Source organism: Microbacterium xanthum, assembly GCF_034531355.1.
GTDB lineage: Bacteria > Actinomycetota > Actinomycetes > Actinomycetales > Microbacteriaceae > Microbacterium > Microbacterium xanthum.
Window position 1 is genome coordinate 724095 of record NZ_JAWHUE010000001.1, and the last position, 23681, is coordinate 747775.

Consider the following 23681-nt stretch of genomic DNA (forward strand, 5'->3'; position numbering starts at 1 on the left):
TGCTCATCCCTTCACCGCTCCCGCCATGATGCCGCTCACCAGCTGCTTGCCGACGAAGACGAACAGGATCAGCAGCGGGATCGTCGCGAGCAGAACCCCCGCGAGGACGATCGAGTAGTCGACGAAGTAGTTGGACTGCAGCAAGGACAGGGCCACGGGGAGGGTCGGGTTCTGGCGGTCGAGCACGATGAAGGGCCAGAAGAAGTTGTTCCAGGCCGTGACGAACGTGAACAGGCCGAGCATCGCCGCGGCCGGTCGCGCGGCGGGCAGACCGATCGTGCGGAAGGTGCGGAAGGAGGTGGCACCGTCGACACGGGCGGCCTCGATGAGCTCATCCGGAACCGACTGTCGGAGATACTGCGTCATCCAGAACACCCCGAACGCCGTCACGAGCGCCGGCACGATGATCGCGCCGATCTGCCCGGTCCAACCCAGCTCGGAGAACAGGATGTACAGCGGCACGACGCCCAGCTGCATGGGCACGGCCATCGTGGCGATCACGAAGACGAGGAGCCAGTTGGCGCCCTTGAACTTCAGTTTGGCGAAGGCCCATCCGGCGAGGGTCGAGAAGAACACGACCGACAGCGCGATCAGCGCCGAGCTGTAGATGGAGTTCCACAGGGCGAGCCAGAAGTTCACCGCCGGGTCGTTGACGACCGCGAGCGCGTTGTCGATGAAGTTGCCACCGGGAAGCCACGACATGTTGGGGTCGCGGATGGTGGAGGCATCGCCCGATCCGATGAGGAACGACCAGTAGAAGGGGAACAGGGACCCGCCGAGCACGATCGCCAGCGCGCCGTAGACGAACCAGCCGGGCCGTGACCCGCGGATCGCGCGGGGCCGCCGGCGCCGCGGCTTCTCCTCGGCGGGGATGCCGTCGTCGGCGATGGTGACGGGAGGAGTGGTGGTGCTCATCGCTCGTCCTCTCGGGTCTGGCCTGCGGCGGGCGCCAGGGCGCGCGCACGGGCGTCGCTCTGAACGGCGAGCTTCGCAGCGCGGGCGGCGGCGCGTCGTTCGGATCTGGTCTGGGTGGCGCGCGTGCCTTCGGTGCGCACCAGCCCCTGCGTGACGAAGAGATTGATGACGCCGATGAGCAGGATGATGATGAACAGGATCCACGCGAGGGCGGCGGCACGGCCGAAGTTCCACTCGCCCCAGCCGATGTTGTAGAGCCACAGGGTGATCGTCAGCCACTGCGAGTTCGGCCCGCCGGTGCCGTACTGGTCGTACATGCGCGGCTCGTCGAAGATCTGCAGCCCCCCGATGGTGGAGGTGATGATCACGAAGATCAGCGTGGGGCGGAGGCTCGGCACGGTGATGGAGAAGAACTGACGCGGCTTGCTCGCGCCGTCCACCGTGGCGGCCTCGTAGTAGTCGCGCGGGATGGCCTGCATCGCGGCCAGGAGGATGAGCGTGTTGTAGCCGGTCCAGCGGAAGTTCACCATTGTGGCGATCGCGATGTGGCTGGCGAAGGCATCCGAGTGCCACTGCACGGCGGGAAGGCCGAGGTTCTGCAGCGTGGTGTTGACCAGTCCGTACTGGTCGCCGAACAGGTTGCTGAAGATGAGGGCGACGGCGACGGGCGCCATCACGTAGGGGACGAGGACCCCCATGCGCCAGAAGGTCTTGGCGCGGATGTTCTGATCCAGCATCGCGGCGATGAAGATCGCGGCGATCAGCTGCGGGATCGACGACAGCAGGAAGATGCTGAAGGTGTTGCGCAGCGCGATCCAGAACTTCGGGTTCCCGAGGATCCAGCCGTACTGCTCGAAGCCGATGAACTCGCCGGAGTTGCGGACGAGGTCCCAGTCCATGAACGAGATGACCGCGGTGTAGGCGATCGGGAACAGGCCGACGATCGCGAACAGGATGAAGAAGGGCGAGATGTAGAGGTAGGGGGAGAGCTTCAGGTCCCACCGGCTCAGCTTGTGCCCGAACGCGATGCGCTTCACCGAGCGCTGCGGCTCGGGCGGCTTGGGCGTCTCGCCACGTCGGCCCGTGGCCTTCGGCGGCGTGGTTGTCGCGGTCACGACGGTCCTCGATTCATGCGTGCGGTGCAGCGGGTTCAGGGGGTCCGGTCCGGGTGCGCACCCTCCCCGGCGTGCGTGGGGTCCACGCGCGCGGGGGTCGGGTGCGCACCCTTCCCGGCGAGGGGTGCGGCGGGTGTCAGCCGATCAGCTCGACTTCGGAGACCCACTGGTCCCACGAGGTCTGCGCGTCCTGCGTGCCGTCTTCCACGCGGGTCAGCGCCTGCTGCATCGCGTCGTTGATCTGGAAGTAGTACTCACCCTTGAACGGCGACACCGTCACGGCGTTCGCACGGTCGCTGAGGATCGTGCCGACCGGCGCGTCGTTGAAGTACGCGTTGGTGGCGTCGAGCAGCGTCGGGTCGGTGAGCGCGTCGTTCTGGCTCGGGAAGGTTCCGGCCGCCTCGAACGCCTTGACCTGCTGCTCCGGAGCGGTCAGCCAGTCGGCGAGGGCCTGAGCGGCCTCGACGTTCGCGCCGTTGCCCGGAACGGTCAGGTACGAGCCGCCCCAGTTGCCGCCGCCGTTCGGGAACACGTCCGCGATGTCCCAGCCGGTGGTGTCGGCCGCGTTGCCCTCGATCACACCGAGCATCCAGCCCGGGCAGAGCATCGTGGCGAAGGCACCGTTGGACAGACCGGCGAACCAGTCGTCGGACCACTGGCCGAGGTGCGCCGACTGGTCGGCGCTCGCGTCGAGCACCTGGTTGTAGATCTCCGAGACCTCGGGGTTCTCGGTGGCGATGATCTCGCCGGTCTCGGGGTCCTCGTAGGCGGCGGGAAGCTGGTTCACCATGCCCTGGTAGGTGCCCCCGGCGGAGTCGAAGAAGGCGTTCCCCGTGGCCTCGACGTACTGTGCGCCCATGTCGAAGTAGGTCGACCAATCGCCCTCGAGCATCGCGGCGACCTCGTCGCGGTCGGTCGGCAGGCCCGCCTCGGCGAACAGGTCGGAGCGGTAGCAGACGCCTTCGGGACCGATGTCGGTTCCGTAGCCGATGAGGTTGCCGTCGGCGTCGGTGGCTGCTTCGACCTTCCAGTCGAGCCAGCGGTCGGTCAGGTCGGTGGGGACCGGGGCGAGCAGGTCGGAGTACGCCATGACCTCGGGCAGCCAGTCGACCTCGATGGCCTCGATGTCGGCCAGGCCGGTCTTGCCGAGCTTCTGGAAGTAGTTGGCGCGCGCGTCGTTCGACGTGGCGGCACGGTTGTGGACGATCGTGACGTTCGGGTTCTCGTCCATGTACTCCTGCAGGAGTTCGTCGGTGTAGCCGAAGTCGTTGAACGTCGCGATGGTCAGTTCGACCTCTTCGTCGCCGGACCCGCCGCTCGACGAGTCGGATCCACCGGCGCAGCCGGCGAGGACCAGGGCGGTGGCGGAAGCCGCGGCTGCCGCGACAGCGGTGCGGCGCATGGCGCGTGATTTCACGGGATCACTCCTTTGTGGTGTGGGTCTTGGTGTGCGTCGGAAGTTCGCTGCCCCACGTGTGAGAGCGCTCTCACCGACTGACAGGAGACGCTACGGGAGCGCTCTCACAATGTCAAGAGAGCGCTCCCACTCGTTGAGTCACAGTTGCATCACGGGTCGCGGCGGGATGATCCCGCGCTATATGCCATCGACGGAATCATCGCGTCGGGGCCGCCCGCGCCGCGGGAGGAGAAGCGGCGAGATCGTCCTGCCGCTCAACTGCAAGGGCGTGACGAGGCGCGCAAGGCCCAGGGCGACGAAGCCCGCGATCATCTTGTCCACCAGCGAAGCGAGGAAGTTGACGGAGAACAGCGCGAGCCACATTCCCTGCGCGGTGCGCAGGGCGGTGATGTAGGCGTCGGTCGCGTGGCCGGATCGGTCGCCGTCGTAGAGCAGTCCGTTCAGGGGCACCGCGACGAGGGTGCACGCAAGTGCGACGAGCATGTTCAGCAGGATGAAGCGCGGCACGGTCCGCGCGAATGTCCGCATCCCGTAGCCCCACAGCACCGCACCCGTGGCGTTGACCAAGCCGAAGAGGACCGTCTCGGGTGAGGTGACGATCGCGCCGAGGGCGTTGGTGACCACTCCGACGACGACCCCGTACCACGGCCCGAGGACGAACGCCGTCGTGGCGGTGCCGATCATGTCGAGGAACACGGGCAGATCGAGGGCCCCGTGCACCGCCGTCCCGAAGAGGTTGAGGAACACCGACCCCACCATGAGCGCCACGATCACGCCGAGCCGGAGCGTGGCGACGCTCGGTCCGTCGGCGCCCCCCGCGCGCGGGAGGTCGGGATCGTCGTGCTCGCCGTCGCCTGCCCGGGCGTGGGGAATGACCGCGGAGGGCGACGTCACCGGTTCGCCATGGCCGTCTCGCGCCTCCGTGGCGTCGCGGACGTGGGACGCGGACCTCTCCGACTCCGCCGACGCGTCGGCAGCAGCGACCCGGGCCGCGATGCATCGGCGGCGCCACGCCGCGGCCTCCTGCTCATCCGCCCCGAGGGCGACGACGATCTCCGCGACCAGGTCCGCGTTGATCCGACGACGCCCGGGCCGGAACACGTCGTACACGGTCGAGCGCGCGATCCGCGCGCCGGCGGGGCTCATGCCGTCCGCCTCGCGACGGTCCGCGATCCGTGTGGCGATCTCGGCATACGACACGTCGCCGGACTCGATCCGGAGCCGCTGCAAGTCGGCGGCGATCTCGTCGAACGGCGCCGACCGGCGCGCGCTCCCGCTCATCTCGTCTGTCATCGTCTCTCCCGACGCCCCCCGGCAGCCCGTGTGAGGAGATGCTACGTCAGACGGCGGACAGGGCGGGACGCGGCGCCCTCTCACCCGACCGGCCCGCGCCGGGGTGTCCGGAAGTGTCCGGAATCGGCCCTCGATTCGAGAGGACCGGCCCACCTCACGTTGACTTGACGCTGTCGTCGCCGGCACCGCCCCGGACACGGAGAGTTCTCACCGTCCGCGCGGGCGACCCGGCGGCGAACCAGACTGTCGGCTCCTTCGCGCGCCGACGGCGGAGGCACCGGCTGTCCGGGGGGACAAGCGGCCTTCGGCAGGGTGTGGCCGCGGCGGGGGGCCGCGGCCACACCCTCTCCCCCGCTCCCCCGCATGATCCTCGCGGGCTCACGCCTGACGCGCGCGCCGATAGGATGGTGGCGTTCCCCTGCCCGCGACATCCGGAGCCTCGTATGCCCACCATCGTCGTCGACGTCATGCCCAAGGCCGAGCTGCTGGACCCGCAGGGGAAGGCCGTCTCCGGGGCGCTCAGCCGCCTCGGCATCGCTGATTTCTCCGATGTACGCATCGGCAAGCGCTTCGAGCTCGCCGTCGACGGCGAGGTCACCGACGAGGTCCTCGCCGCGGCCCGCAAGGTCGCCGACGAGATCCTCTCCAACGCGGTGATCGAAGACGTCGTGGGCATCGAGGTCGTCGAGTGACCACCCGCATCGGGGTCATCACCTTCCCCGGATCCCTCGACGACGCCGACGCCCGACGCGCCGTCTCCCTCGCGGGCGCCGAGCCCGTTGCCCTGTGGCACGGTTCACACGACCTCGACGGTGTCGACGCGCTCGTCCTCCCGGGCGGATTCAGCTACGGCGACTACCTGCGTGCGGGGGCGATCGCGGCCCTCGCCCCGATCATGACCGAGGTCAAGAGCGCCGCGGCAACGGGGATGCCGGTGCTGGGCATCTGCAACGGCTTCCAGATGCTCGTCGAGGCGCACCTGCTGCCCGGAGGGCTCATCCGGAATGCCCACCAGCAGTTCATCCGGCGCGACCAGCGCCTGCGCGTCGAGAACACGGACACCGTCTGGACGTCGCAGTTCACCGCCGAGCAGGAGATCGTGATCCCGCTCAAGAATGCCGATGGCGGGTACACCGCCGACGCCGACACCCTCGCGCGTATCGAAGGCGAGGGGCAGGTGGCCTTCCGCTACATGGGCGTGAACCCCAACGGCTCGCTCAACGACATCGCCGGCCTCACGAACGAGCGGGGCAACGTGGTCGGGCTGATGCCGCACCCCGAGCACGCGGTCGAGGCCGGCTTCGGCCCCGACACGACCGCAGCCATGCGCTCGGGCGTCGACGGGCTCACCGTCTTCACGTCGGCCGTCGCCGCGCTGGTCGCCTCCGCCGCCTGACGACGACGCGCGTCGGAGGCCGCTGGTCAGACCGTTCCGGCGGGGGGCCACACGCCGATGATGACCGCCATCACCGCGACCGTCACCAGTTCGTGCGCGATGTTCATCACCGTCAATGACGTCGGGCGACCCTCGAACGCGTCATGGGTGATGAAGCGCGCCGCGGTGAATCCGGCCCACAGGATGACCGACGTCGCCACCGCGGCCCACAGGTAGCCCCCACCGGAGAAATGCCAGGCGATCGTGGCGGCTCCCGCCAGCACCCACGCGGTGACGAAGCTCACGATGACCGTCGTGATGATGGGCCACAGTGCGGTCGCCGCAGGGCGGTCCATGTCGACCTTCGCCAGCGCCGCCCACCGCGTGCCGAACACGCGGGGTGCGTACCAGATCGAGCCCACAACCATGCTCGAAGCCGTGGCGAGCAGCACTGCCCAGTAGTTGATCTCGGGAATGGTCATATCGGCCTCCTCGCGCAGCGCCGACGGCGCCCTCGGCGCGAGCGTATCGGCCAGCCGGCCCGCGCGCATCCGCCCGGACGCCGCCGTCCGCGCGATAGCGTGGCGAGGTGACTTCCGGAAGCACCCCCCTCGTCGTCAGCGTGCCCACCGAGCGCCTCGCCACCGACATCCGACCGTTGCCCGACGGCGTCGAGGTGGTCATCTGGCCCATGGACGGGCCGGCTCCCCAGAACCGATTCGACATGGTCGTGCCGCCGTACATGTCCATGAAGTCGGTGCTCGATCACCTCGCCGGGATCGAGGTCGGCCTGGTGCAGTCGCAATCGATCGGATACGAAGGCGTGGCTGACCTCCTTCCCGCCGGCATGCGGTTCGCGAACGCATCCAGCGTGCACGAGACCTCGACGGCCGAGCTCGCCGTCGGGCTCGCGATCGCCGCGCAGCGCGGAATCGATCGTTTCGCGCGAACCCAGGCGCATGGACGGTGGGAGCCGTTCGTGGCACCGAGCCTGGCGGACCGGCGCGTGATGCTGCTCGGATACGGCGGCGTCGGAAAGGCCATCGCCGCCCGATTGGCGGGCTTCGAGGTCGAGATCGTCCCGGTGGCTTCGCGGGCCCGGACCGAAGACGGCCTGCGAGTGCACGACGTCGATGATCTTCCGGACCTCCTGCCGACCACGGACATCGTCATCACGTCACTGCCCGGGGGCGCGTCGACCCACCACATCATCGACGATGCGTTCCTCACCGCGCTTCCCGACGACGCCCTCGTCGTCAATGTCGGGCGCGGACCGCTCATCGACACCGACGCGCTCGTCGACCACATCACCCGCGGACGGATCCGCGCGGCACTCGATGTCACCGACCCCGAGCCGCTGCCGACCGGTCATCCGCTGTGGACGCTGCCGGGGGTGCTCATCGTGCCGCACGTCGGCGGAGCGTCGACGGCGATGACGCCGCGCATCTCGCGGCTCGTGCGCACCCAGATCGAGCGCCTCGTGGCAGGGGAGGAGCCGCTCAACGTCGTGTTCGGCGGCTGATGCCTCGTCGTCGCGGGGCGGGTTCGTCAGAGGAGGACCAGGACTCCTGCCACCACGGACACGGCTGCCAGCACGATCGCCGAGGCGATCAGGATCACGTGCACCCGATAGAAGGCCGTGCGCTTCCCGTGGGCATCGGTGGCACGGGCGTCATTGGCGATGCGCGGGTAGAAGCGCGGCCACACCACGACGTTGAACAGCGCGTTGACGAACAGGACGGCGGCCGCGAAGATCTCCACCCCACCACGCTACCCGGCGGGTGACACGACTCAGCGGGAGTCGATGTCGGCGCCCGACCAGAGGTCGCCGCACTCGACGCGGGTCGCGCCGTGGGAGCGCAGGTAGAGGCGCGCCCCGTCATCTCCCGTCACCGACTCGGCGACGGCCGGCACGTGGGCGGCACCGATCAGCACGGGATGCCCCGGGTCCCCCTGGTAGGTCGCCTGGACGAGCGCGGCCGAGGCGTCGCCCTCGGCCGCGGCGATGACCCGGCGCACCGCGGAAGACGGCGCATCGGGGACGTCGACGGGGAGGATCACGACCGCGGCGACCCGGGTGGCCGGCGACGCGGCGGCGACGAGGCCCGTACGCAGCGTCGCCGACAGCCCGTCCGCCCACGCCGCGATCCGCACGACCTCGACACCCGGGGGCACGAGCGCCGCGACGTCGTCGGCCCGCGCTCCCACCGCCACCACCACCCGCTCGCAGCCTCCGCGTCGGAGGGTGTCGACCGCTCGCGCCACCCACGGTGCGCCGGCGGTGTCTCGCGCCAGGCCCTTCGGTCCACCGAACCGGGTGCCGGCCCCCGCGGCCAGCACGAGTCCCACGATCGGGGCGACAGGAGCGTCCATGGCGTCGAAGCGTAGCGCGCCCGAAACACGACCGGAGTACCGTGACCGCATGCTGGGCTTGGGTTCCGAGGCGCATCGACGCCTCCGCGCGGGCGAACGCCTCGGAGTGGTCACGGTGATCGGCGTGCCCGGGAGCGCGCCGCGCGGCGTCGGCGCGTCGATGGCCGTCACCGCGCAGGGCGAGGTGATCGGGTCGATCTCGGGTGGATGCGTCGAAGCGGATGCGGTGGTGCTCGCGCGCCTCGCGCTCGCGACCGGCTCGGCCCACCGCGCCACCTACGGCCTCACCGACGTCGACGCGCCTGCCGCCGGGCTCGCATGCGGGGGGCGCATCGATGTGCTCGCATACCCCATCGCACTCGAGGACCCGGTCGTCGCCGACGTGCTCGCGCACGAAGACGAGGATCGGGCGATCACCCTGGGTCTGATCACCTCCGGTCCGGATGCGGGACGGACCGTCGCCGCGCACGATCCCGTCGGGCTGCCGGCCGAGCTCGCCGCGGACCTGTCGCGCGCCGCACTGCTCCGCGAGAACCGGACGGTGACGGCCGGTGATTCCGCGCCCGCGACGGTGGACGTCGTCGCGCTCAGCCGGGCTCCGCGGCCACGACTGATCATCGCCGGTGGCGGCGAGCACGCCGCGGCGCTGTGTCGGGTGGCGACCGCGGCCGGCTTCGCCGTGACGGTCGTGGACACGTGGGATGTGCTCGTCACCGCGGAGAGGTTCCCCGACGCCGCCGAGCGCGTCGTCGCCGCCCCCCACGACTACCTCGCCCTGCAGGGCCCCGATGACGTCGACCTGCGGACCGCGGTGTGCATCCTCACACACGACGAACGCCTCGATATCCCCGCTCTCGCGGCCGCACTGGCGCTGCCGGCCGGTTTCGTCGGCGCGCTCGGGGCGCGCCGCACCGTGGCGCGCCGCACCCAGCTCCTCGCCGAGCAGGGGGTTCCGGCGGACGCCGTCGCGCGCATCCACATGCCGCTGGGACTGGACCTCGGCGGACACTCACCGGACGAGACGGCGATCGCGGCGCTGGCCGAGATCGTCGCTGCCCGCCATGGCGGCACGGGCCTGCCGTTGCGGGAGACCTCCGGCCCGCTGCACGACGCCCGCGGCCGCACGCGCATGCACGAGCCCCGCAGCGAACCGGCCAGCACGACGGAGGCCCCCGCACCGTCGTGCTAGCGTGCCGTGCAACGCGGTCCTATCAACCATGGCCTCTCGGCCGATCACCGGCGGCACAGGGCGGGGACACCGGCGCATCCGACGCCGCAGACCCGAGGAGAGTCCATGTCCGCCACCCCCGCACCCGTCGACAAATCCCAGGCGGGACGCGACGCCCGCCAGTACCACATCGGCATCGCACCGGGCGAGGTGTCCTCCGTCGCTCTGCTGCCGGGTGACCCGTTCCGTGTGCCGCTGGTCGCGGAGTTCCTCACCGACGTCCGCGACGTCGCGCACAATCGCGAGCACCGCACGATGACCGGCTGGTACAAGGGACGCCACATCACGGCGACGTCCACGGGGATGGGATGCCCCTCGACGGCGATCGCGGTCGAAGAGCTCGCCCGCGTGGGGGTGACCAGCGTCATCCGGGTGGGGTCATCGGCCGGACTGCAGTCGGGGATCGCCCCGGGCGACCTGCTCGTGAGCGAGGGCAGCTACCGCATGGACGGCACGACGGATGCGTACGTGCCTCGCGGCTTCCCGTCGCTGCCCGACGCCGAGCTGACCCTCGCGCTCGCACGGAACGCCGAACGTATCGCCGCGGCGGCCGGAACGCGGGCCTACACCGGCATCAGCACCTCGAGCGACGCGTTCTACGCCGAGACCCCGCAGCTGATCGGCGAACTGAACGCGATGGGCATCCTGAACATGGAGATGGAAGCGTCGGCGATGTTCGTCGTCGCACGCCTCCGCGGCATGCGCGCCGGGATGGTCTGCGCAGCATCCAGCAACCTCGTCGACGGTGCGTCGGTCTACGGCGACACCAAGCAGGCCCTGAAGGAGGGCTGGATGCACTCCATCGAGGCCGCCCTCGACACCGCGGCCGAGCTCGCGCTCTGACCCCGCGGATGCCGGCCCGGCCGATTCGGCGGTGAGCTCGCGGGGGATGCGCGGGGTCGCGCGCGCGAAACACCGGCGTAATGACGCGATGGTTGACTCTCCTGACCTGTTCATGTGATCAACATCCCGAGGCTTCAGTGGACATCACGACCATCCGCGACTTCCGCGCCGCGCGCACGGACGCCGACCTCGCCCTCATCGAGGGCGAGACGCTGATCGCGGGTGGGACGTGGCTCATGAGCGAGCCCCAGCCCACCACCACCGGCTTCGTCGACCTCACCACGATGGGCTGGCCCGACCTCGAGGTCTCCGACGCCGGATTGCGCATCGGCGCAACCTGCACGATCGCCCGGCTCGTGCGATGGGCGCAGCAGGAGGCACCGGCGGAATGGACCGCCGCCCCTTTGGCCGTCGATGCCGCCAACGCCTTGCTGGCATCCTTCAAGATCTGGAACACCGCCACCGTCGGCGGCAACGTCTGCCGGTCCTTCGCCGCCGCCGGCATGGTCTCGCTCGCGGTCGCGCTCGACGGGGTCGCCGTCATCTGGTCGCCCCGCCCGCAGGCCGGGACGACCCTGTTCACCGAGCGCCGCCAGCCGGTCGCCGACATCATCACCGGCAACGGCACGAACTCCCTCGACCGCGGCGAGGTGCTGCGCGCGATCGAGATCCCCGTGACCGCCCTGCGCTCGCGGGCCGCGTTGCGGAAGATCGCCCTCGCCGAGCACGGCCGCTCCGGGGCGGTCGTCACCGGTCGCGTCGACCCCGACGGCTCGAGTGTGTTCGCCGTCACGGCGGCGACCGCCGCCCCCACCGTGTGGCGCTTCGGCGGGTTGCCCGCGGAGCCAGACCTCGCGGATGCCGTCGCCGGCGCATCCGGGTACTACACCGATCCGCTCGGGGCCGCCGATTGGCGTCGCGGGGTCAGCGTCGAACTGGCACGGCGCGTACGGGCACAGCTGGAGGATGCGGCGTGAGGTTCGACGTCAACGGTTCGGCGATCGAAGCCGACCCCACCCCCGGTCAGTGCCTGCGCACCCTGCTGCGCGAGCACGGTCACACCGAGGTGAAGAAGGGGTGCGACGCCGGCGACTGCGGCGCGTGCGGCGTGCTCGTCGACGGCGAGCCGGTGCACTCGTGCATCATCCCCGCCGCGCGCATGGAGGGTCGGTCGGTGACCACGGCCGCCGGCCTCGCCCCGGGCGACGACCTGCACCCGGTGCAGGAGGCGCTCGTGGAGAACTTCGGGTTCCAGTGCGGCTTCTGCACCCCCGGCATGGCCGTGACCGCATCCACTCTGTGCGAGCACGACCTGGACGATCTCGACCGGAAGATGAAGGGGAATCTCTGCCGGTGCACGGGGTACCGACCCATTCGCGAGGCGATCCGGGAAGCGGTCCTCGGTCCGGTGCGCGAGACCGGCCGAACCACGTCCCACCATGCGTCCGCACAGCCCACCGCATCCACGGGGACCATGTCCCACAATGCGTCTGCACACCCCACTCAGGCCGACCGAAAGTGGGACACGCAACAGGCCACAGAGGGATCCGGGACCGGCGTGGGGCGCTCGACGCGGCCCGAAGCGGCCCGGCGCGTCGTGCAGGGCCGCGAGCCGTACACCTTCGACGCCGAGGCCACCGGAGCGCTGGTGCTGAAGGTCGTCACCTCCCCGGTGGCGCACGCGCGCATCCGGTCCATCGACACCTCGGCGGCGCTGGCGATCCCGGGTGTCGTCGCGATCTACACCCACGAAGACGTCCCCACGACCCGATACTCCTCGGGGCGCCACGAACACCGCACCGACGACCCCGACGACATGCGGATGCTCGACGACGTCGTGCGGCACATCGGCCAGCGGGTCGCGGCCGTCGTCGCCGACACATCGACCGCGGCGGACGCGGCCGTCGCGGCCGTGGTCGTGGAGTACGACGAGCTGCCCGCCGTCTTCGATCCCGAGGCCGCCCGATCGCCCGGCGCGCCGCTGCTCCACCCCGACCGGACGCCGGAGGATCGAGTGGCCGAGGCCTCACGGAACGTCGTCGCCTCGGCGCACAAGACCGTGGGTGCCGACCCCGACGCCGCGCTCGCGCACAGCGCCGTGACCGTCACCGGCACGTGGCAGACCTCGCGGGTCTCGCACGCACAGCTCGAGACGCACGGCGCGATCGGATGGCTCGACGACGACGGCCGCCTGGTCATCCGCTCATCGACCCAGGTCCCCTTCCTCACCCGCGACGAGCTGTGCCACGTGCTCGACCTCGACCCCGAAACGGTGCGGGTCTACGCCCCGCGCGTCGGCGGCGGGTTCGGGGGCAAGCAGGAGATCTTCACCGAAGATCTCGTCGCGCTCGCCGTCCTGCGCACCGGTCGCCGCGTCGCGTACGAGTTCTCCCGCACCGACCAGTTCCAGCGGGCGTCGGTGCGGCATCCGATGCGGGTGTCGGTGACCCTCGGGGCGACCGACTCGGGTGAACTCACGGCGATGACCGTCGATGTGCTGAGCGACACCGGCGCCTACGGCAACCACGCGATCGGTGTGATGTTCCACTCGGTCGCCGAGTCGCAGATGCTCTACCGGTGCCCCGCTCGGCGCATCGACGCGGAGGCCGTCTACACGAACAACGTCCCCTCCGGGGCGTTCCGAGGCTACGGCCTCGGTCAGGTGATCCTCGGCGTGGAGTCGGCGATGGACATGCTCGCCGACAAGCTCGGGATCGACCCGTTCGATCTGCGACGCATCAACGCGCTGCGTGAGGGCGAAGAACTGCAGGACGACCACCCCCACGACGATGTCGCGTGGGGCAGCTACGGCCTCGACCAGTGCCTCGACCTCGCTCAAGATGCGCTGCGCCGAGGCAACGGCGTCGACGCCCCGGCGGGCTGGCTCGTCGGTGAGGGGATGGCGGCGTCGATGATCTCGACGATGGCTCCCCGCGGACACGTCGCCCACGCCACGGTCACCCTCACTCCCGCGGGCACCTATCTGCTCGGGGTGGGCACGGCCGAATTCGGCAACGGCACCTCGACGGTGCACCGGCAGATCGCCGCCGACGTGTTCGCCGCGCCGGCCGAGCGCGTACGACTGTGGCAGGCCGACACGGATGCCGTCGAGCACGATACGGGAGCGTTCGCATCGGCGGGCACGACGGTGGCCGGCAAGGCGCTGTACGCGGCGTGCCTGGCCTTGCGCGACCGGATGCTGTCGCTGGCCGCGGCACTCACCGGCACGACGGCGGCCGCGGCCGAGGTGACGCCGGAGGGCGTCCGCACCCCCGACCGGGTGGTGTCGTTCGCGGAGGTCGTGGCGGCCGCCTCGCCCGACGAACTGCGGCCGGAGGGGCTCGTCGCGGAGGGCTGGGAGCGCGGCGACATCCGCTCGCTCGCCTTCAACGTGCACGCGGCGCGTGTCGCCGTGGACCCCTCCACCGGTACGGTGCGGGTGCTGCAGAGCATCCAGTCCGCCGACGCCGGATTCGTGATGAACCCGGCCCAGTGCCGCGGGCAGGTCGAGGGCGGTGCGGCACAGGGTCTCGGCAGTGCGCTGTACGAAGAGGTGCTCGTCGAGGACGGGCGCGTGGTGAATCCGGTCTTCCGCACCTACCGGGTGCCGCAGATGGCCGACATCCCCGACACCGAGGTGTACTTCGCCGAGACCCATGACGCGATCGGCCCGTTCGGGGCGAAGTCGATGAGCGAGTCACCGTACAACCCCGTGGCCCCCGCCATCGGCAATGCCATCGCGCGGGCTCTCGGCGAGCGCCCCTTCCACCAACCCTTCACGCGGGAGCGCGTGTGGCGCCTCGCACAGTCGGGCTAAAGTGAGGCGGTGCCCGCCAGCGACCCCTCCGCCTCGATCGATCAGCTGATCGGCGACCGTCTCGGGCGCGCGATCCGCGAAGCCCGGTCGGAGCGCAAGCTCTCGATGCGGGCGCTGGCGACCTCCGCCGAGATCAGCCAGCCGTTCCTGAGTCAGATCGAGAGCGGGCAGACGATGCCCTCGCTCATCACGCTGTACCGCATCGCGACCGCGCTCGGCATGTCGCCGTCGGCGCTGCTCCCCGCCGACCCCGACCCCGAGGTCGTGCACGTCTCGCGTGCGGCCGACGCGCGCTGGGTGCCGGTCTCCGAAGCGCCGGACACCGCCCACACGCGGGTGATCCACGCCGGTGCCACCTCGCTGCAGGAGTACCTCGTCAAGCCCGGCGAGCGGGTGGGCGACTGGTTCGAGTCGGACGGCGAGGTCGTGCACTACGTGATCGAGGGGTCCCTCGCACTCGAGATCGAGGGACTCGGGATCTGGGAGCTGAGCGAGGGAGATGCCATCGCGCATCCGGGCGCCCTCCGCAACCGCTGGCAGTCGCGCGGCGACGGGTCGGCACGCGTCGCCCTCGTCTACACCGCCGGCACCTGATCGATCGCCGATCCGCGCACCGCTCATATCGTGTCCGGCGCGGGGTGTCGACTCCTCGTTTCCGAGCGCGATCATCCGTAGGTTGGACGCATGGCGCGAGACGAGCATCGGCCGGAGGAGCTCTACACCGGCCCCATCGACCTGCCCGGGCTGCGTGAGCTGGCCGAGGCGGAGTCCGAGGTCGACCAGCCCGAGATCACCTACGACGAGCAGCGGTATCCGGCTCGCCCCCGGCGGCTGCGGCCGCGCGATCAGCTGCGCCGCGGCGGGGTGCGGCGCCGGGCGACCGACCCGCGCACCGCGAACGGCACGAATCCGCGCTACGTCGACTGGCTGGTGAACCAGTCGATGCTGCACGACGCGGACGTGCTGGCGCGCGAGGTGTCGGGGCAGCCGGCGATGTGGCGCAACCCGTACGCCCGGCCGGACGCGCGGCGCGCGATCGCGTCGACCGATGTGTGGTTCACCGCCTACCCCATCTCGCTCATCACCCGTCAGGGGCAGTCCTTCCTGTCGGCGCTCGGTGAAGAGGAGCTGTGGGCGACCTTCGAACGCATCGGCATCACCGCGATCCACACGGGTCCGGTCAAGCGGGCCGGCGGGATCGCCGGATGGGTCGACACGCCCAGCGTCGACGGGCACTTCGATCGCATCAGCACGCAGATCGACCCCACCTTCGGCACCGACGATGAGTTCCGCGCACTGTGCGACGCCGCCGAGAGCCACGGCGGCAGCATCATCGACGACATCGTGCCCGGCCACACCGGCAAAGGCGCGGATTTCCGGCTGGCCGAGATGGGCTACAAGGACTACCCCGGGATCTACCACATGGTCGAGATCCAGCCCGAGGATTGGGGTCTGCTGCCGGATGTGCCGGGCGAGGTCGACAGCATCAATCTCGATCCCGACACCGAGCACGAGTTGGCAGAGCGCGGGTACATCATCGGTGCGCTGCAGCGGGTCATCTTCTACACCCCCGGGGTGAAGGAGACGAACTGGAGCGTCACCGCACCGGTCACCGGGCCCGACGGCGTCACCCGGCGTTGGGTGTACCTGCACTACTTCAAGCAGGGACAGCCCTCGATCAACTGGCTCGATCCCACGTTCGCCGGTATGCGTCTGGTCATCGGGGATGCGCTGCACTCGCTGGGCGAGCTCGGCACCACGGCGCTGCGGCTCGACGCAAACGGCTTCCTCGGTGTGGAGAAGAGCGCGGAGGGACTGCCGGCGTGGTCGGAGGGGCACCCGCTGTCCCACGCGGCGAACCACATCATCGGTGGCATGGTGCGCAAGGTGGGCGGGTTCACGTTCCAGGAACTGAACCTGACGATGGAAGACATCCGCGACACCGGCGCGGTCGGCGCCGACCTCTCGTACGACTTCGTGGGACGGCCCGGTTACCACCATGCGCTCGCAACCGGGCAGACGGAGTTCCTCCGGCTCGCGCTGACGACCTCGCTGGAGCTGGGTGTCGAACCGGTGCAGCTCGTCCACGGGTTGCAGAACCACGACGAGCTGACCTACGAGCTGGTGCACTGGGCGACGCGTCACGCCGACGACCTGTACCGGTTCCGGGGTGGCGAGATCACCGGTGGCGAGTTGGCCGAGACCGTCCGCGCCGAGCTCACCGAGAGCCTCACCGGCACCGCCGACTACAACCGCGTGTTCACGCAGAACGGCATCGCCTGCACGACGACGTCGCTCATCGCCGCCACGCGGGGATTCGCATCGCTCGAGGAGATCACCGACGCCGACGTGCCCGTCATCCGTGACGCGCACCTGCTCCTGTGCGCGTACAACGCCTGGCAGCCGGGCGTGTTCGCCCTGTCGGGGTGGGATCTGACCGGCATGCTCACCGTCGCGCCCGACGAGGTCGCCGACCTCGTCGCATCCGGAGACACCCGGTGGATCGAGCGCGGCGCGCACGACCTGCTCGATGTGGCCCCGAAGGCGACCGGATCGGCGGCGGGGATGCCGCGGGCGCGCGCCCTGTACGGTCCGCTCCCGGCGCAGCTGGAGGACGCGGAGTCGTTCGCGTCGCGTCTGGCCGGAGTGTTGGATCTGCGCCGTCGTCACGGGATCGCGACGGCCACCCAGGTGGACATCCCGCAGGTCGCGCACGCGGGCATGCTCGTGCTGGTGCACCGCCTCGACGAGGGCGACCCCGAGGTCGAGGCGCCGCTGCAGGTGACCGTGCTGAACTTCGCCGGGGAGCCGACGGAGGGAACCGTGCACTCCGAGCACCTCACCCCTGGCTGTGAGGTCGTCGACGGCGCGAGCGGCGAGACGGTCGGCCACGTCGACGACCTGCACAGCTTCTCGGTGTCGCTGCCGCCCTACGGGGCGATGTTCCTCCTGCTGGATGCGCCGGAGGCGCCCACGGGGTGACCGCCGCCCGCGCGGAGGGTCGTCAGACGGCGTTGCGGAAGGTGAGCGCCGCGTCGATCCCGGCCAGCGGAACGGCGACCCAGTCGGGGCGGTTCCGGGCCTCGTAGATGGTTTCGTACACGGCCTTGTCGAGCACGAGCGCGCGCAGCAGCGTCCCGTCGAGGTCGGCGGAGCCGGCCGCGGTCGCGTACGCGTCGATGAAGGTGCGCTGGCAGTCGGCCGTCCAGGTGGCCGCGTCTGCGCCGCCGCCGACCGCGCCGGCGTAATCGAACGACCGCAGCATTCCGGCCACGTCGCGCAGCGGCAGGTCGGGGATCGCCCGCTCCTCCATCGGACGCAGCGGTTCGCCCTCGAAATCGACCAGGCGCCAGCCGCGCCCGGGCACGGCGAGCACCTGACCGAGGTGCAGGTCACCGTGGATGCGCTGCAGCTGAGGCCACTCGTCGTCGAGGGCGGCGCGGTAGACGGCGTCGATCGCGTCGACGCGATCCGCGACCGCGGGCACCTCGGACGCCGCGATCCGCAACCGGCGACCCCACGCGGATCCGATCGCCGCCACCACATCGGGGGCCGCCTCGGTCGTCTCGAGGGTGACGCTGAGCGCGCCGTGCACGCCGGCGACGGCGATCGCGAGGTCGCGGGCCGCCTCGGTGAAGTCGCGGCCGTCGCGGGCGGCCTCCAGCGCGATCGCCCAGCCGTCGCGCACGCCGGGCAGGAATTCCTGTGCGAAGCCGATCGTGCCCTGCGCCGAACCGGACTCACGCCCGACATCCGGCCAGGACGCATCCTGACTGCCGAAGAACCGCGGGATGTAGGGCGACCCGGCGACGCTCAGGGCGCGCTGCACCGTGACGTCGGGGTTCTCGCCGTGGTGGAGGGTGCGGAACAGCTTCAGGATGATGGTGGGCTCGCCGCGCTCCTCGAACACGATCGAGGTGTTCGACTGCTCCCCCGTCAGCACGCGCGCCCCTGTGATGCGGCGCACATCCACCCCCATCTCCGCGAGGGATTCGACCGCGAAGTCGTGCTGCCGCGCCGCGTCGACGTAGGCGCGCCCCTCCGCGGGGTCGACCACGTCGGCGACGTCGTCGGGTCCGGCCGCGACGAGGGGGACGTGGTAGAGCGTCGGGAGCGTCCCGGCGTCGTCCATCACGAGGTAGCGCGTGCTGCCGGCCGGTCCGGGTTGCGCGTCGAGGATCCTCAAGCGCGACTGGTGCCCTTTTCCGGCGTACCAGCGCTGAGTCGTCATCCAGGTCGCGAGCGCATCGAGGAAGTCCACGCTCTACCGTGACGCGTATCGGGGGCGCGACACAAGGGGTGGACGCGGGCGGGCATCGCGTGCCACCCTGCACCGCCTAGCGTGGAGGGATGAGCGAGCCGGCGGACACGGGCGAGGCCGTCGAGGTCGCGCCGCACCGATGGCGTGCGGTGGTCGCAGCCCTGGCGAATGAGACGGCGCGACGCGTCCATGCGGAACTGACCCTCGGCGTGCACAGCGCCACCCTGCAGACCCTGTCGCCGTCTCGGCGTCGGCAGATCACCAGGGTCTTGACGCAGTCCGGCCTGGTTCGGGAGCAGAACGGGCGTCTTGCGGCGGACAACGCGGTGTTCGCCGATCTCCTCGCCGCGGCACCCGCACCGCCCAAACCGACGGGTCTCGCGCGGTTCTTCGACGCCGGCGGGCGCATTGCGGTGTACCCATCGAATCCGCAGGTGCGTGCCGAACTGCTCTCCTGGGTCGCACCCTCGGTGTTGGACCCCGGAGAGGTCCTGTCCGAGCAGCAGTTCAACGCCCGGCTGAGCGGCCACGCCCACGACGTCGCGATCCTGCGCCGCCACCTCGTCGATCACGGTCTGATCGAACGCACCCCCTCCGGCACGGAGTACGCGTTGCCCGCACCCGGGGAGCGGTAACCGCAGCGGGAGCTCAGAGCAGGCGCTCAGACCAGGCGCTCGAAGACCAGGGTCGCCTGAATGCGGTCACCGCCACCGAAGCCCGTGCTGCCCGACGAGGCGGTACTGATCGTGTGGAGTCGATAGCCGAGCGCAGCCTGCCGGTTGATGACGCCCTCGAGCTCGACGAGGTTGTTCGACCCGGAGCCGAAGAACTTCTCCTTCAAGACGACCTGCAGCACGACGTAGCTCATCCCGGTCTGTGCGGGACGGGGCTGGGCGCCCGCGACCGCATCCGCTTGCGCGCGGCTGATCATCCCGCCGATGCCGGGCTCCGTCGGCGGGGGCGGCTGGATGTCGTCGGTCCACTTCTCGCCGGTCCACCACCGCTTCTGCCCGGTGCCGTCGTCGTACCAGCCTGCCTGCGCATTCGCCATGACTCCCCCGTCCGCCGGATCCCCCGATCCGGCTCCTGCCCACCGTAGCGGGGTTGCGGACATCGCCTCCCCGGCGCTCGCGGGACGGGTGAGCCGCGCACACCCGATGGGAAGATTTGTTCGATGGGATTGTCGGGAAACATGGCGTTACTCGTTGTTTTGTTCTACACTTGGAAGCGCAGACCCCAGTCCCGAGGTGAAGATGACTTCGAAAGCGCACGACCCCGCTGACGCGGCGAAGACCGGTCGGTTCGCGCTGCGCGCCAGGGAGATCGCCGCGGTGAAGGCGCGGATCTTCGCCGAGGAGACAGCTCTGCACGCGGAGGCGTATGCCTTCACCGTCGAGCAGACAGAGCGTCTGCGTGATGCGTCGACGAAAGAACGTGAGATGCCGCTTCGCGCGATGGCGGCGGAGATCGGGGCCGCCACCCGGGAGAGCGATCGGGTGCTGCAGTCACGGCTGTTCGAGGCTCATCGCGCGGTGACCCTTTTTCCCGCGAGCTACGACGCGTTGCGCGAGGGTCGAATCTCCCAGCGCCACCTGACTGTCATCGTCGAGAGGGGCGCCGAGCTCGAGGACCCGGAGGCCCGCTCCGCATACGAGAGCGACGTTCTCGCCTACGCCGAGACCACGACCGCGGCGCGCACTCGGACATTCGCCGAGCAGGTCGCCGAGAAGCACGACCCGAAGACGATCCAGGAGCGCCACGACGCGGCGGCACTCACGCGGAGGGTCTGGGTCGAAGACCTCCGCGACGGGATGGCGATGCTCGGAGCGATCGGACCGGTGACCGAGATCCACGGTATTCACGACCGACTGACCCGCCAGGCACGCGCGATCAGAGATGCGGATCGCGCCGCGCGCCGCACCGTCGACCCTCCGGCGGAGGACCCCGTCACCGCCCGTTCCGCCCCGGGCGGGGCCGCCGCGGACGCGGCCGGAAGCCCCCGTCGAGACATCGGGGTCGACGAGCGCGGCATCGATCAGATCCGCACCGACGTGCTGATGGACATGCTTCTCACCGCCGCGCCGACGATCGACCCCATCGGCGACACGGTCGAAGGCGGGTTGGGGGCGATTCGAGCGCACGTGCAGCTCACCGTCCCGGCGTCCACCCTCGCCGGCACGACCTCCGGCGGGGCGCAGCTCGACGGGGCGTGCGCTGTCGACCCGGAGACGGCGAAGGTGCTCGCCGGACACGCTCCCGGCTTCGACCGGGTGTTCCTCGACCCCATCACCGGGGCTGTCCTCAGCGTCGACCGCCGCCACATCACCTCGGCGCAGAAGCGCTACCTCCTCGCCCGCGATGTGCACTGCCGATTCCCCGGATGTCGGCGTCCCGCCCGGGAGTGCGATTGGGATCACCGGAAAGACCATGCCCACGGTGGCCGAACCGACGTCGACAACGTCGGAGCCTTCTGTCGACGGCATCACACGTTGAAGCACGCGACACCGTGGACGGTCACGCAACGCCCGGGGGGCACCCTTCACTTCATCGCGCCCTCGGGGCTCCGCCACATCGAGACGCCTCCACCTCGAGTGATGTTCTCCCCCGACCCACCCGGCCCGACTCGCACGTCAGCACCGCCCGCCGCGCCGTTCTGATTCGATGCCGCCGCGCCGCCTGTGGACGACGGGGGGGGGCGGGAAACACCATCGAAACGCGATTGCCTCGAGCAATACACGATTGCCTCTTACTATCGATGCCGATGAACGCTTCCCGTCTGCTGGTCCCCGACGCCGTTGTGACCATGAACGATTCCCTCGACGTCCTCACCGACACCGCCGTGGTCGTGACCGGCGACACGATCAGCGCCGTCGGGCCGGTCGCTGATCTGTCGGCGCAGCATCCCGCTGCTGAACGGGTCGACCTCACCGACCGGGTTCTCATTCCCGGCCTGATCAACGCGCACCACCACTCCGGCATGCTGCGCGGTACGGCCGAACACCTGCCGGTGTGGGAGTGGCTGCGGCTGCACATCGACCCGATGCACCGCGTGCTGCGGCCCGACGAGGCCGAGGCGGCCGCGTGGCTCTGCTACGCGGAGGGTCTCCTGTCCGGCACGACGACCGTCGTCGATATGTGGCGGTACATGGACGGCGCCGCGCGCGCCGCCCAGGGGCTCGGCAACCGCGTCGTGACGGTGAATTACGTCGGCGAGCACCCGGACTTCGACTACTTCGACACCCTCGATGACAACGAGCGGATGCTGCGGGAGTGGGCCGGCGCCGCCGGTGGCCGCATCATGCCGTGGGTGGGCCTCGAGCACTGGTTCTACGCCGACGAGGCCGGGCAGAAACGCGCGATCGACATGGCCCGCCACTTCGACACCGGGATCTACACCCACTGCAGCGAGTCCGAGATCGAACTCGCCGACTTCGACAGCCGATACGGGATGCGCCCGATCTTCGCGCTCGACAAGCACGGCTTCTTCGACACCCCGCGCGCGATGCTGGCGCACGCGGTGTGGCTCGATCAGGCAGAGGTCGATCTGATCGCCGAGCGCGGTGTCGGCGTCTCGCACAACCCCATCTCGAACATGAAGCTCGCCAGCGGCATGGCACCGGTCGCCGAGATGCTGGCCGCCGGGGTCAATGTCGGCCTCGGCACCGACGGTGAGAAGGAGAACAACAACCTCGACATGTTCGAGGAGATGAAGGTCGCTTCGCTGCTCGGCAAGCTCCGGTCGATGGATGCCGCCGCCATGGACTCGTGGCAGGTGATGCACATGGCCACCCGCGGCGGGGCCGCCGCCATCGGTCAGGGCGACCGGCTCGGTCGCATCGCTCCCGGGTTGCAGGCCGACCTCGTCGCGGTGCGGACCGACACCCCGCGCATGACGCCGTTCCTCCCCGCCGGCGGTCACGCCAACATCCACCACAACCTGGTGCACGCCGTCCGCGGGTCGGACGTGGACATGACGATGGTCGCCGGCGACATCGTCGTGCGCGGCGGAGAGCTCGTCACCGCCGACGTCGACGAACTCATCGCGCGCGTGCGCACCCTCGTGCCGGGACTGTTCGAGCGCCGACAGCAGTGGCTCGACGCCCACGGCGACCCCGAGGGTCTGTTCCACTGACGTCGAGGGAATACCTGACGGCGGGTTATCGTCGTCCATGACATGACCGAATCTGCGACGACGACCCCGAAGGCCCCCGACGCCGACGCCATCGACGAGAGCCTCGGGGCGCGGTACGGGGATGCGGCTCCCGACACCCTCGAATCGGTCAACGACGTCATCGCTCTCCAGCTGCGACACCGCTCGGTGCGTCGCTTCACGCCCGAAGACGTCTCCGACGACGCGATCACCGCGATCATCGCGGCGGCGCAATCGGCATCGACGAGTTCGAACATGCAGTCGTGGTCGGTGATCGAGATCCGCAACCCCGAGCGCAAGGCGGCAGCCGCCGAACTCTCCGGGGACCAGGAGTTCATTCGCCGGGCTCCGGTGTTCCTCGTGTTCGTCGCCGACTGGGCACGCAACCGCGTCATCGCCGAGCAGCGCGACGCGGGCACGGCCGGCATCGACTACCTCGAGAGCACGCTGGTGTCGTTCGTGGATGCGGGCATCGCCGCGCAGAACGCCGCGATCGCGGCCGAGTCGCTCGGCCTGGGCATCACCTACGTCGGGTCGGTGCGGAACAATCCCCTCGCCCTCGGCGACCTCCTCGACCTGCCCGCCGGGGCGTTCCCGGTCGCGGGAATGGCCATCGGACACCCCGATCCCGACGACACCGCCGGCGTCAAGCCCCGCCTCCCGCAGGATGTCGTGCGCCACCGCGAGACGTACACGATCCCCTCCGACTCAGCGATCGACGCGTACGACGACGCCCTCTCGGCCTACTACGCCTCGCAGGGCACGGCGCGGCCGTGGACGCCGGCCGTGCTCGCGCGGGTGCGAGACGAAGCCAGCCTGCACGGTCGCCACGTGATGCGCGAGGCCCTGGAGCAGCGCGGCCTGCCCTCGATCTAGAGTCGCCAACCGCGGCGG

The 23681-nt window shown here is 70.3% G+C and carries 22 protein-coding genes; 13 read left to right on the forward strand and 9 right to left on the reverse strand.

Going from position 1 to position 23681, the window contains the following annotated elements; genetic code table 11:
- Window positions 1-3: 3 nt before the first annotated feature.
- The 4 genes from RZO50_RS03420 to RZO50_RS03435 form a co-directional block, all read right to left on the reverse strand.
- Complete coding sequence (locus tag RZO50_RS03420; RefSeq protein WP_322598286.1) at window positions 4-915, reverse strand: carbohydrate ABC transporter permease; 912 nt, start codon at window positions 913-915, stop codon at window positions 4-6.
- On the reverse strand, window positions 912-2030 hold the full coding sequence (locus RZO50_RS03425; protein WP_416211525.1) for a carbohydrate ABC transporter permease: 1119 nt from the start codon (window positions 2028-2030) through the stop codon (window positions 912-914). The genes RZO50_RS03420 and RZO50_RS03425 overlap by 4 nt, the downstream gene beginning before the upstream one ends.
- 136 nt (window positions 2031-2166) lie before the next feature.
- The gene (locus RZO50_RS03430) at window positions 2167-3447 is read right to left on the reverse strand and encodes an extracellular solute-binding protein (RefSeq protein ID WP_322598287.1); all 1281 of its coding nucleotides are present in this window, start codon (window positions 3445-3447) and stop codon (window positions 2167-2169) included.
- A 177-nt stretch (window positions 3448-3624) separates the two neighbouring features.
- The gene (locus RZO50_RS03435; protein WP_322598288.1) at window positions 3625-4740 is read right to left on the reverse strand and encodes a hypothetical protein; all 1116 of its coding nucleotides are present in this window, start codon (window positions 4738-4740) and stop codon (window positions 3625-3627) included.
- Between the two features lie 443 nt (window positions 4741-5183).
- On the opposite strand from RZO50_RS03435, the gene purS reads away from it, so the two are divergent.
- Entirely contained in the window at window positions 5184-5432 is a 249-nt protein-coding gene (gene purS, locus RZO50_RS03440) for a phosphoribosylformylglycinamidine synthase subunit PurS (protein WP_322598289.1), read from the forward strand.
- The gene (purQ, locus tag RZO50_RS03445; protein WP_322598290.1) at window positions 5429-6136 is read left to right on the forward strand and encodes a phosphoribosylformylglycinamidine synthase subunit PurQ; all 708 of its coding nucleotides are present in this window, start codon (window positions 5429-5431) and stop codon (window positions 6134-6136) included. Before purS ends, purQ begins: the two co-directional genes overlap by 4 nt.
- Before the next feature lie 26 nt (window positions 6137-6162).
- Here the strand turns inward: purQ and RZO50_RS03450 are convergent, their stop codons facing one another.
- Complete coding sequence (locus RZO50_RS03450; RefSeq protein ID WP_322598291.1) at window positions 6163-6597, reverse strand: DUF1761 domain-containing protein; 435 nt, start codon at window positions 6595-6597, stop codon at window positions 6163-6165.
- A 107-nt stretch (window positions 6598-6704) separates the two neighbouring features.
- Here RZO50_RS03450 and RZO50_RS03455 point away from each other — a divergent pair, with 107 nt between their 5' ends.
- Complete coding sequence (locus tag RZO50_RS03455; RefSeq protein WP_322598292.1) at window positions 6705-7637, forward strand: 2-hydroxyacid dehydrogenase; 933 nt, start codon at window positions 6705-6707, stop codon at window positions 7635-7637.
- Between the two features lie 26 nt (window positions 7638-7663).
- On the opposite strand, the gene RZO50_RS03460 is transcribed toward RZO50_RS03455, so the two are convergent.
- Together RZO50_RS03460 and RZO50_RS03465 are read right to left on the reverse strand one after the other, a co-directional pair.
- On the reverse strand, window positions 7664-7876 hold the full coding sequence (locus RZO50_RS03460) for an SCO4848 family membrane protein (protein ID WP_322598293.1): 213 nt from the start codon (window positions 7874-7876) through the stop codon (window positions 7664-7666).
- A gap of 30 nt (window positions 7877-7906) precedes the next feature.
- A complete protein-coding gene (locus RZO50_RS03465; RefSeq protein WP_322598294.1) occupies window positions 7907-8488 on the reverse strand; it encodes a nucleotidyltransferase family protein in 582 nt (193 codons plus the stop codon).
- On the opposite strand from RZO50_RS03465, the gene RZO50_RS03470 reads away from it, so the two are divergent.
- The 6 genes from RZO50_RS03470 to treS all read left to right on the forward strand — a co-directional run bounded on the left by RZO50_RS03470 (window position 8487) and on the right by treS (window position 17358).
- A complete protein-coding gene (locus RZO50_RS03470) occupies window positions 8487-9677 on the forward strand; it encodes an XdhC family protein (RefSeq protein ID WP_322598295.1) in 1191 nt (396 codons plus the stop codon). The two genes, RZO50_RS03465 and RZO50_RS03470, sit on opposite strands and share 2 nt — an antisense overlap.
- A gap of 105 nt (window positions 9678-9782) precedes the next feature.
- On the forward strand, window positions 9783-10559 hold the full coding sequence (locus RZO50_RS03475) for a nucleoside phosphorylase (protein ID WP_322598296.1): 777 nt from the start codon (window positions 9783-9785) through the stop codon (window positions 10557-10559).
- A 137-nt stretch (window positions 10560-10696) separates the two neighbouring features.
- Window positions 10697-11536 carry an FAD binding domain-containing protein gene (locus RZO50_RS03480; RefSeq protein ID WP_322598297.1) on the forward strand — a complete coding sequence of 280 codons (840 nt, stop codon included), beginning with the start codon at window positions 10697-10699 and terminating at the stop codon, window positions 11534-11536.
- A complete protein-coding gene (locus RZO50_RS03485; protein WP_322598298.1) occupies window positions 11533-14376 on the forward strand; it encodes a molybdopterin-dependent oxidoreductase in 2844 nt (947 codons plus the stop codon). The genes RZO50_RS03480 and RZO50_RS03485 overlap by 4 nt, the downstream gene beginning before the upstream one ends.
- A gap of 9 nt (window positions 14377-14385) precedes the next feature.
- The gene (locus RZO50_RS03490; RefSeq protein ID WP_322598299.1) at window positions 14386-14970 is read left to right on the forward strand and encodes a helix-turn-helix domain-containing protein; all 585 of its coding nucleotides are present in this window, start codon (window positions 14386-14388) and stop codon (window positions 14968-14970) included.
- A 90-nt stretch (window positions 14971-15060) separates the two neighbouring features.
- The gene (treS, locus tag RZO50_RS03495) at window positions 15061-17358 is read left to right on the forward strand and encodes a maltose alpha-D-glucosyltransferase (RefSeq protein WP_322598300.1); all 2298 of its coding nucleotides are present in this window, start codon (window positions 15061-15063) and stop codon (window positions 17356-17358) included.
- A 22-nt stretch (window positions 17359-17380) separates the two neighbouring features.
- On the opposite strand, the gene RZO50_RS03500 is transcribed toward treS, so the two are convergent.
- Window positions 17381-18637 carry a maltokinase N-terminal cap-like domain-containing protein gene (locus RZO50_RS03500; RefSeq protein ID WP_322598301.1) on the reverse strand — a complete coding sequence of 419 codons (1257 nt, stop codon included), beginning with the start codon at window positions 18635-18637 and terminating at the stop codon, window positions 17381-17383.
- Between the two features lie 89 nt (window positions 18638-18726).
- Here RZO50_RS03500 and RZO50_RS03505 point away from each other — a divergent pair, with 89 nt between their 5' ends.
- Window positions 18727-19272: a DUF2087 domain-containing protein gene (locus RZO50_RS03505; protein ID WP_322598302.1), complete on the forward strand. Its 546-nt coding sequence runs from the start codon at window positions 18727-18729 to the stop codon at window positions 19270-19272.
- A 26-nt stretch (window positions 19273-19298) separates the two neighbouring features.
- Here RZO50_RS03505 and RZO50_RS03510 read toward each other — a convergent pair whose 3' ends face one another.
- Window positions 19299-19688, reverse strand: a complete 390-nt coding sequence (locus RZO50_RS03510; RefSeq protein WP_322598303.1) for a DUF2510 domain-containing protein — start codon at window positions 19686-19688, stop codon at window positions 19299-19301.
- Between the two features lie 202 nt (window positions 19689-19890).
- On the opposite strand from RZO50_RS03510, the gene RZO50_RS03515 reads away from it, so the two are divergent.
- The 3 genes from RZO50_RS03515 (at window position 19891) to RZO50_RS03525 (ending at window position 23663) form a co-directional block, all read left to right on the forward strand.
- A complete protein-coding gene (locus RZO50_RS03515) occupies window positions 19891-21294 on the forward strand; it encodes an HNH endonuclease signature motif containing protein (RefSeq protein WP_322598304.1) in 1404 nt (467 codons plus the stop codon).
- Window positions 21295-21398: 104 nt separating this feature from the next.
- The gene (locus RZO50_RS03520; RefSeq protein ID WP_322598305.1) at window positions 21399-22769 is read left to right on the forward strand and encodes an amidohydrolase family protein; all 1371 of its coding nucleotides are present in this window, start codon (window positions 21399-21401) and stop codon (window positions 22767-22769) included.
- Between the two features lie 42 nt (window positions 22770-22811).
- A complete protein-coding gene (locus RZO50_RS03525) occupies window positions 22812-23663 on the forward strand; it encodes a nitroreductase family protein (protein ID WP_322598306.1) in 852 nt (283 codons plus the stop codon).
- Window positions 23664-23681 lie beyond the last annotated feature (18 nt).